The 9,569-nt window shown below is 62.4% G+C and carries 6 protein-coding genes and 1 pseudogene; 2 read left to right on the forward strand and 5 right to left on the reverse strand.

All coding sequences use genetic code 11. The features are described 5' to 3' along the window. Window positions 1-887: 887 nt before the first annotated feature. Complete coding sequence (locus tag RT424_RS13270) at window positions 888-3,812, forward strand: TonB-dependent receptor (RefSeq protein WP_313438891.1); 2,925 nt, start codon at window positions 888-890, stop codon at window positions 3,810-3,812. A gap of 240 nt (window positions 3,813-4,052) precedes the next feature. Here the strand turns inward: RT424_RS13270 and RT424_RS13275 are convergent, their stop codons facing one another. From RT424_RS13275 to RT424_RS13285, 3 genes and pseudogenes are all read right to left on the reverse strand, one after another. Beyond that, entirely contained in the window at window positions 4,053-4,271 is a 219-nt protein-coding gene (locus tag RT424_RS13275) for a hypothetical protein (protein ID WP_313438894.1), read from the reverse strand. Further along, window positions 4,268-4,654: pseudogene (locus RT424_RS13280) on the reverse strand (IS21 family transposase); the annotation flags it as partial. The gene RT424_RS13275 and the pseudogene RT424_RS13280, both read right to left, overlap by 4 nt. Beyond that, complete coding sequence (locus tag RT424_RS13285; protein WP_313438995.1) at window positions 4,654-5,325, reverse strand: spermidine synthase; 672 nt, start codon at window positions 5,323-5,325, stop codon at window positions 4,654-4,656. The gene RT424_RS13285 and the pseudogene RT424_RS13280, both read right to left, overlap by 1 nt. Window positions 5,326-5,733: 408 nt before the next feature. Between RT424_RS13285 and RT424_RS13290 the strand changes: the two genes are divergently transcribed. After that, on the forward strand, window positions 5,734-6,291 hold the full coding sequence (locus RT424_RS13290; protein ID WP_313438998.1) for a PRC-barrel domain-containing protein: 558 nt from the start codon (window positions 5,734-5,736) through the stop codon (window positions 6,289-6,291). 44 nt (window positions 6,292-6,335) lie between these two features. Here RT424_RS13290 and RT424_RS13295 read toward each other — a convergent pair whose 3' ends face one another. Beyond that, on the reverse strand, window positions 6,336-7,928 hold the full coding sequence (locus tag RT424_RS13295) for a bifunctional aspartate transaminase/aspartate 4-decarboxylase (protein WP_313438897.1): 1,593 nt from the start codon (window positions 7,926-7,928) through the stop codon (window positions 6,336-6,338). Between the two features lie 27 nt (window positions 7,929-7,955). Continuing rightward, the coding region (gene aspT / locus RT424_RS13300; RefSeq protein WP_313438900.1) for an aspartate-alanine antiporter at window positions 7,956-9,569 on the reverse strand (1,614 nt) is incomplete at its 5' end.

Here is a 9,569-nt window from a genome sequence, read left to right on the forward strand (position 1 = left end):
CCCACTGGCTGCCTAATTTAAGAAAACTGGCCTCCGGCAATCCCGGTGCGGTTCAACTCCATGCGCGGAGGTAAAAAGCGAGAGAGTTTAGAAATGACAACAACCTCACCAGCAACGTGTTGTGAGAACCATGTGCGCTTCTGGCCAGACGAAGCCTTGTTGGAAGCGACGGGCGTTGAAGGCCCTTGAGTTTTGATCGTCCACTTGAAGTTCACGCAGCAACTGCAAGCAACCTCTCGAAAGGGAGGGACAAATGGAAAAAGTGCAAGCGTCCCCCAGCAGCGAAAAATAAAAATGGCGAGGCGGTAATGGATTCGGCTTTACCGCAAGAACGGGGCTCACGATCTACTTGCTGCACATCCAGGCGTCGCCGACTGGCCCGGGGCGAGTTTAACGAAGTTTCACTTTTAAATGTACCCCCGCTTGATCTGGGACCATAACGATCTGGCGGGAAACTAACTTTGGAAGGATGCATCCTTCAGCGGTGTTAACGAATACCGGGCGCTTCATGGCCTGAGCGCCAGCTTGCGGCTAGTCGCGTAGATGTCCCATGCTTTCCGGGTTAGTATCGTCTGGCGGGCAAATCTCGTGGTCCAGCCTCGGAGTTTGCTCAAGACCTGGGTTATAAGAATTACTCATAATCGGGTGGGAGTTGCGCGCCCTGCCCCATCGGCTCGCGACCTTGTCTAGCCCTGCCTGGCATAACTAAAGTCCGGGAATCCGCCAAGGATCGCCGACACTCTTCCTTCATCTATCGTCCCACAATTTGGATCAGAATTCCAAATATATAGAAGAGGTTGACGCTGGGAAAGCAATAATTTGTCGGACTAATAAACGCATCCGCTATCCATTCTCCACTGATTCAGTTGAGAACAGGGGTGCGATAGATGACGAAGAACTGGCGATCGAAACGACTAGCATGGCATGCGGCAGCCACCACGATCCTTGCGGGGAATTGGGCCTTCGCCGCCGGGGCCGAGGAAGCGCCGCCACCCGAGGATCCCCAGATCGTCGTGGTCGGCACCCGCGCCAGCCTTGAATCGGCGATAGCCCGCAAGCGCAGTGCGGATACCGTGGCGGATTCGATCGTGGCGGAAGACGTCTCCCAATTCCCGGACAAGAACATCGGCGAGGCGCTGCAGCGGATCACCGGCGTCCAGTTGCAGCGGGAATTCGGCGAAGGCGTCGCCGTCTCCATCCGCGGCGTCGAGCCTGACCTCAACCGCGTGGAGATCAACGGCGTCTCCCTGCTCGGCAACAGCGGTAGCGGCGAGCGCGGGGCGGACTTCCGCGAACTCGCCTCGGAACTGGTGAAGTCGATCGACGTCTTCAAGGGCTATACCGCCGATATGACCGAAGGCGGCATCGGCGGGACGGTATCGATCAAGACCCGCAAGCCGCTGGAACTCCAGAAGCCGCTGCTTTCGGCCATGCTCTCGGGCCAGGTGCTGGACGGCGCCGACAAGACGGTGAGGCCGCGCGCCAACCTGACGGCGGGCCGCAAGTTCCTGAACGACCGCCTGGGCGTGCTGTTCAACGTCACTTACGACCACAACCTCACGCGCGGCGACTTCATCCGCAATACCGAGTGGGTACGCCTGGCTGATTTCAATGGCGACGACCGGGTGGTCGTACCCAATCCGAACTTCAGCGACATCACCTCGCTGGCCGGTTGCCGCCGCGTCCCGCAGGGCCCGGACCTGCGCGCCGCCTGCCAGCGGCAGTTCTACGACAATACGCCGCGCATTCCCCGTTACGGCATCTGGACGCGCGACGACAAGCGCGTCTCGGCCATGGGAACCCTGCAATACCAGTTCACCGACAATCTCAACGCCTGGGTCGAAGGGCAATACAACCGCCGCCGCAACCGGATGATCGATTACAACTATGCGATCAACCTGGCCGCGGCCCCGCGCTTTGCCACCGGCACGGTGGTCACGGACGAGAACAACAACGCGATCGAGTTGATCACGGCCCCGACCGCGCCCACCGACACGACCGGCGCGGGATCGATCTTCAGCTCCACCAAGCGCGACTTCATCTACAACCAGCGCTCGCGCTATCTCTCGGGCGGTTTCGACTGGGAGGTAGACCGTCTTCACCTGACCGGCCTTGCCGTCTCCTCGAAAGCCACGGTGAAGAGCGACAGCAAGACGATCAGCCTCAGCGCCTCGATTCCCTCGATCAGCATCGTCCTCGATCCCGATACCGGCATTCCCCGCTTCACGTTCCCGGAGAGCTACGACCCCGCCGATGTCTCTACTTACACTAGCGGCATCCGCCCCGTCGGCCCGTCGCTGGAGTATCGCCCCGACGAAGTGACCACGAAGGAAACCCAGTTCAAGCTGGACGCCGATTACGATCTGGACAGTCCGGTGCTGCGCAGCCTTGAGGCGGGCGTCCAATACCGCAAGTCGGGATCGCTGCGCTATCGCGGCGGCGGGCGCGTCGAGCCGGACGGAACCACAGTGCCGACCGCAAATGTCGATTATGACGTCGCGATCCGGTCGAACGGCGCGACCGCGCTGGTCTGGACTCCGGAAAAGCTAGCGCAGTTCATCGCCGATTCCTCGGAACAGACCCCAGGCACCTTCTTCAACGGCGGCGGCATCGACACGACCGGCCTGCCGCAATCCTGGCTCGCGCCGAATTTCGATGCCGTGGCCGACTATTTCGATCTGTCCGGTTTCAATCGCGACTGCATCCGGACCTGCAACGGCGTGGCGCAGATTCCGGATCACGACTTATCCGAAACGATCGCCGCGACGTACCTCAAGGCCAATCTGGAAGGCGAATTGCTGGGCCTCTCTCTTTCCGGCAATGTCGGTGTGCGCTATGTCACCACCCGCACTCATGTGACCGGCTCCAACGTCCGGCGCGAGCGGGTGACCGACCCCGTCAGCGGCACCAACAGCATCGTGATCGTCGGCACCCAGTCGGTAACGCTGAACAACCGTTACGACGACATCCTGCCCAGCGCCAACCTGGCGGTGGATTTCGGCCGCAACGTCACCCTGCGCCTCGGCTATGCGAAAGTCATGGCCCGTCCGAAACCGACCGACCTCGTTCCCAATGCCAACTGCATCTACGATCTCACGCTGGATGCCGAGGAAGGAACACTCGACACCTGCGCAGCGGGCAACCCCGACCTCAAGCCCTACCGCGCCAACCAGTTCGACGTGAATCTGGCTTGGTACGCCAACCGTGACACGCTGTTCAACGCCTCGTTCTTCTACAAGGACGTGAAGAGCTTCATCCTCGGCCGCACGCTGCGGACCGGAGTGGACCTGTTCAAGGACGGAATCCTCTACGACGTAACCCAGCCGATTAACGGCGGCGGCGCAAAGATCCGCGGCTTGGAGCTTTCCGCGCAGACGGCTTTCACGTTCCTGCCCTCCCCGCTCGACGGGTTCGGCGCCATCATCAACTATACCTACAGCACCGCGCAGGACGTCGGTCTCTACAACGAGCTCGACGGCTCGGAACTAGACTTCCCCGGGCTATCCAAGCATAGCTACAACCTGATCGCCTATTACGACAAGTACGGCATCAACGCGCGACTGGCCTATAACGGCAGGAGCAAGTACCTGCTGACGGCCGCCGAACGTTCCGGCAATCCGGTGTACCGGGACGGTACCGGCTATCTGGACGCCCGCGTCTCCTACCGGATTCCGCGAACCGGCGTCTCGGTCTTCGTGGAGGCGAAGAACCTCACCGGCGAAACGGAGCGCGCAACCGCAGGCGACATGCGCCTGACGGAAATCAGCTATCCCGGCAAGCGTTACCTGGCAGGCGCTACGATTCAGCTCTGAAGTCGTTGAAAGAGATTGCATTAATCCGGTTCATGGTAGCGCATTCCTCCATGAACCGGGTTGGCGAAAGCCAGCGGTTGTCAACGACACTGTAATTTTCCCGGACCGGGCCTCTCCCGCACTTTTGGTGCTGTTCAGGCCGTCACGCGAGCTCGCAGGAAATTCAAGCCCGCGCGACTATACATCGATCGTTTGATGAGCTTGAGCTTGCTGATTTTTCTTTCGGCTGGCCCCGTCCTGTCAATCGGCGCGCAAACAGGGACCGGGATCGCCGTGAAATAGGGGAACAGGTTTGACGGTAAATCGTCTTCTTTTGCCGGTAAACTCGAAGCCAACGACGTGCTGAACGGGATGCTGGCGCTTGAGGGCGTCGGCAATGACCTCGTCATAGGCATGACGCATGCCGGCGAGCTTTAACTCGGCCATGAGGCCGATGATCTCATGGCGCTCCATCATCATGCTGCTCTCCGCACGGGCAGCAGCCGATCGTAGCGGCCGGTATCGGCGATGGGCTCGATCTTGAGCTGCAGATGCTCGGGCGTGCCGATGCTGGGCTCCATCGGCGCCGATGGGGACCGGGCTAGGATATTGAGTACGACATCGGCGCTAGTGACCCCTTGGGCCATCGCTTCGGCGGCAGCCGCTTCGAGTGCATCAAGGCCGTCGACCGTGGCCGCTGTCAGGATCTTGACCATCTGCCGATCGCCATCGTTGCTGCCCTTCAGCTTGCCACGAAGGCGCTCCAGTGCTGGCGGCAGGGCCAGCTTGAACGGCGCGCCATTCCTCAGCGCACCTGGCTTCTTCGCCAGAACCGGCACGGAGTGCCAGGGATCATAGACGGTCACGGTCTGCGTGCGAACCATATGTGATGGTGAAGGCCCTTGTCGTCTGCCTCTGCACGAACGGTCGTTTCGGTTACCTGGTAACCGCCATCACGAAGTCGCTGGGTGAACGCCGGTTCGGCAGATGCGGACCAAATAGCCAGAATCCCGCCTGGCCGAAGCGCCCGCATCGCCCGCTGCAACCCCGATACGGAATAGAGGCCGTCATTGTACCGACGGGTCAGACCCTCCGGTCCGTTATCGACGTCCAGAAGGATCGCGTCGTATGCGTCCAGTGCCGAAGCGATGAGCAGTGCCACGTCCTCGTCGACGACGTGAACGCGCGGATCGTCCAGGCACCCGCCGGTAATCTCCTGCATCGGCCCTCTGGCCCAGGCGAGTATTTCCGGCACGATTTCGGCAACGACGATGCCTGCATCGTCCTCCAACATGGACAGCGCCGCGCGGAGCGTGAAGCCCATGCCGTACCCGCCGATCAACAGTTGCGGTGCTTTGAGATCTGCCAGTTTCTCGCATGTCATGACCGCCAGCGCTTCCTCGGATGCATTGGCATTCGTGCTCATCAATTCGTTGTCTTCGAGCAGGATCGCGAAATCGGCACCATACTGAACCAGCCTCAGTTCCACCCCATCCGGCACGGTCGCCTGGCCGAGCACCACGTCATCGATCATTGTAATTCCTTGGCTGGCCGTGAGCGGGCTCGACGGAGCGATCGGCGCCTGGCTCAGCGGCCATACCGAGACGCTTGCGCGATACCGCGACGCGTGAATGTTCTGGAGCAGTCTGTTCGAGGAGTGCGGCGCCGGGCGACATTGCTCGCCGGAGCGACGACCATAGCGCGCCTTCACGGCGTTCCAAACATCTCGGCGGATTTTATACCCCACGCCTGCACAGGGCTTAGGGTCCCGACCCTGACCGAGGCGCATCGCACCCGATCGCCAACTGCAAAAGTTTGAAACGATCGACACCATGACGGCGGCCGCGCGTTCGGATGTTCCGAGTTCGCTACCATCCAGTCCTCCTGTCATGGAGCCGCTAAATTGGAAGACGCCGCCGGTTGGATCGCACCTGTTGCCACGATGCTCGCCGCGATGATGACCGCGGCCAATCTCGGCGCGCGGGTCACGGGTTGGGGCTTTGTGGTCTTCACGGCCGGATCGATTGCCTGGACGATCGTCGGGCTCACGTCCGGGCAGGCCAACCTGACGGCGACCAATGGCTTTCTAACGCTCGTCAACCTGATCGGCGTCTGGCGCTGGCTTGGGAAACAGCGCGCTTATGAGGACGGGGGCAAGTCGGCAGCCGAAGCGAGCCGTCGTTCGGCCTATCCCACCCTGTTCACCGCCACCGGGATCGCCGGGATGCCGGTAGCGGGCAACGATGGCGATCCCCTTGGCAAGGCCGTCGAAGCGCTGGTCTCATGCGAGACCGCAAGGGTGAGTTACGTGGTCGTATCATCGGGCGGCGTCGGCGGGATAGACGAGGAACTGCGCGCCGTGCCGGGCGAAGACCTTGCCTTCGCCTGCGATGGTATGACGCTCAAGCGGGAACGCGCGTGGTTCGAGGGGTTGCCGCTGCTGGTCGAAGGCGACTGGCCGGCGACCGCGACCTCGCAAGAGTCGCGTGAAAAGGATTGAAGCGACCGGCGCCGCCCACGGCAGGCGCCGGTCACCGCCGGGGTTTACCCCTGCTTCTGGTCGGAGAAGCGCACCCAGTATTTCTCGATGAGCGCTCGGGCCGCCCGGCCGATCTTGGCGTAATCCGCCTCGTTGAGGTTAGCGAGCGAGACTCGACCGGCGGGGGTCAAGGCGCCGAACCCTCCCCCGGGAAGCAGCACCACGCCGCTCTCGCTCGCCAGTTCGAACAGCAGCGAACGCGGCTCGACCTCGGCAAGGAGCCATTCGGCAAAGGGCTTTCCGAAGGCCTTCTCGCTCAGATCGGCAAGATCCAGCAGTGTGTAGTAGCCGACGTCGTCCGGGTTGGGCGTCGGCCCCACGCCGATCTCGCGATAGAGCGCGTGTTCACGTGCACGGATGAGCCGCTTCATCGCCGCCTTGTACGAATTGGGAGTGTCCATCAGGGCAAACAGGGCGAACAGTACCATCTGGACCTGCTGAGGCGTCGATAGCCCGGCGGTGTGATTGAGCGCAACGGTACGACTGTCGGCAACCAGGCGATCGATGAACTTGAGATCGCGCGGCGTCGTCGTGATCGACGCATAGCGCTCGTCCAGTTCGGCTTTCACCTCATCTGGCAGGGCCGCGATGGTCCGGTCCAGAACATTGTCCTCGTGCACTGCGATGGCGCCCAGACGCCAGCCGGTGGCGCCGAAATACTTCGAGAACGAATAGACCAGGATCGTGTTTTGCGGCGCCACCGCGAACAGCGATACGAAATCATCGGCAAAGGTGCCGTAAACGTCATCGGTAAGCAGTATCAGGTCTGGCCGCTGCTTCACGATCTCCGCGATCCGTTCCAGGGTCGCCTGGTCGATCCTGACCGAAGGGGGATTGCTGGGATTGACGAGGAAGAAGGCCTTGATGGCCGGATCCTTCAACTTGTCGATCTCGGAAGCGGGATATTGCCAGCCCTGCTTCGGATCGGCCTCTATGTGCACCACGTTGAGGCGATAATCGTTCAGCGCCGGAATTTCGATGTAGGGCGTGAAGATCGGCATGCCGATGGCGATGCTGTCACCCGGAGACAGCAGCCGGTTTTCGCGGAGCGTATTGAAGATATAGGTCATCGCGGCCGTGCCCCCTTCGGTCGCGAAAACGTCGAAGGTGCCGATGAACGGATGAGCTCCGACCATCTCCTGCCGCAGATAGTGCGCCACGATCGGTTCGGCGCTGCGGAGCATCCGGTCAGGCACGGGATAATTGCAGCCCAGCACCGCTTCGCACATGTCGTAGAGGAAAACGGCGGCGTCCATGCCGATCTGATCGCGCACATAGGAAACCGCGCCGACCAGGAACTCCATGCCGGGCGTGCCGGCATGTTCGCGCGCATATATCTCGAAGCGGTCCTCTATGCCGGCGAGACGCGGAAAGCCGCCGACGCCCTCCGGCAGGTAGGCGAAGGACCGTTCGGCCTCGCGCATCGCGAAAAGCCCCAGTCGCCAGAAACCATGACGCGGAATGGTGGCCAGGAAGTTCGGATTGCCGCGTCCGGCATTGAGCATCAGCCGGTTCTCGACGCTCGATGCGAGCTTGATCAGTTCATCCTTCAGCTCGAACGGGCTGAGCTGCGCAAGTTTATCGGTCTGCGTATCCATGACGTGTCTCCGGGGATGGCGGGGAAATCAGACGAGGCCGACGACGAAGGGGCCGATCAGCGTCAGAAAGACGTTGGCAAGCGCGTAAGTGATCGCGAAGGGCACCGTGGCGACGGCGCTCTGGCTCTTGTCCAGCACCGCGCCGAACGCCGGGTTGGCGCTGCGAGAGCCGGAAAGCGCACCGGCGAACACGGCCGCATTGCGATAGCCCAGCACGAACCGCCCGAACACCATCGCGGCAAGCAGCGGCAGCAGGGTCACCACCACGCCCAGCAGGAAGATGGTCATCCCGTGTTCCTGGATGGTGACGAGCGCCTGCTTGCCCGAATTCAACCCGACCACGGTGACGAAGGCGGCAAGGCCGAAATCCTGGAGCAGTTGCCCGGCTGCCGGGGGCAAGGCGCCGAACATCGGCCGCTTCGACCGCAGCCACCCGAACAGCAAGCCGGACAGCAGCGCGCCGCCCCCCGCGCCAAGCGTCAGGGGAATGCCGCCGATGTTGGCCGTCAGCAGGCCGATCAGCAGGCCGATCAGGATGCCGAGGCCCATGTAGACGAAGTCGGTCTTGTTGTCGGTGGCCAGGGGGTATCCGGCTTCCCGGGCGGCCCGCGCGGTATCCGAATCCGCGCCGTAGAAGGTGACGACGTCGCCATGCATCGCCACCGTTTCCGGCAGGACCGGCAATTGACGCCCCATGCGCGTGATGGATTCGATATAGACGCCGTGGCGCATCTTGAGATCGATCGCCTGCTTGATCTGCGCGATCGTCATCCGGTTCAGGCCCTTGCGCGTGAACACGGCCTGGCGTGAACGCATGGCGAGCGGCCCTCCCTCCGTTCCGGGAACTTCGGGGCCGATCTCGGCAGCCGAAGCGATGACCTGTTCGCGGCGGCCGATCGCCACCACCACGTCGCCTTCGCGCAGGACCGGATCCTCGGCCACGTCCAGCGCCTGGCCCTCACGAACGACGCGTTCGATGGTGAGGCTGTCGGCGGCGGCGTTCTCGATCGAAGAGATGGATCTCCCAGCACCGGCCACCACGCGGAAGGCGCGGCCCACCAGCGCGGGCATCGCCGAACTGACGCCGGGGCCGGAGGGCAGTGCGTCGCCTCTCAGCCGCGCTTCCTCCTGCGCGGCGGCGGCGGCGAGATCCTGCTTCATGAACCGCGGCAGGATGTTGGCGCAGACGATGATCGCGCCCAGCGAGCCGAACACGTAAGTAACGGCATAGCCGATGGCGACATTGGCCTGGAGCACCTTGATCTGCTCGGGCGGCAAAGGCAGCCGGGTCAGCGCATCGCCCGCCGTGCCGATGATCGCGGACTGGGTGAGCGCGCCACCCGCCAGGCCCGCCGCCAGGCCCTTGTCGAGCTGGAAGAACCGCGCCAGCACGATCACGGTCGCCAACGAGAAGATCGCGACGAAAGCGGCCAGCACGATTTCCTTGAGGCTGGACTTGTTGAGCGAGCTGAAGAATTGCGGCCCGCTGTTATAGCCCACCGCATAGATGAACAGCGCGAACATGACCGCCTTGACGCCGTCGTCGATCTCGACGCCGATCTGGCTAACGACCACGGCGACCAGCAACGATCCCCCCACGCCGCCAAGCTGAAACCGCCCGAACGTGATCTTGCCCACCGC

Origin of the sequence: Novosphingobium sp., assembly GCF_032093395.1 — a bacterium.
Taxonomy (GTDB): domain Bacteria; phylum Pseudomonadota; class Alphaproteobacteria; order Sphingomonadales; family Sphingomonadaceae; genus Novosphingobium.

Coding starts and splice junctions, on each gene's coding strand:
- RT424_RS13285 (WP_313438995.1), bottom strand. CDS start 5,325: ATGATCGATGACGTGGTGCTCGGCCAGGCGACCGTGCCGGATGGGGTG.
- RT424_RS13275 (WP_313438894.1), bottom strand. CDS start 4,271: ATGATGATGGAGCGCCATGAGATCATCGGCCTCATGGCCGAGTTAAAG.
- RT424_RS13290 (WP_313438998.1), top strand. CDS start 5,734: ATGCTCGCCGCGATGATGACCGCGGCCAATCTCGGCGCGCGGGTCACG.
- RT424_RS13295 (WP_313438897.1), bottom strand. CDS start 7,928: ATGGATACGCAGACCGATAAACTTGCGCAGCTCAGCCCGTTCGAGCTG.
- RT424_RS13270 (WP_313438891.1), top strand. CDS start 888: ATGACGAAGAACTGGCGATCGAAACGACTAGCATGGCATGCGGCAGCC.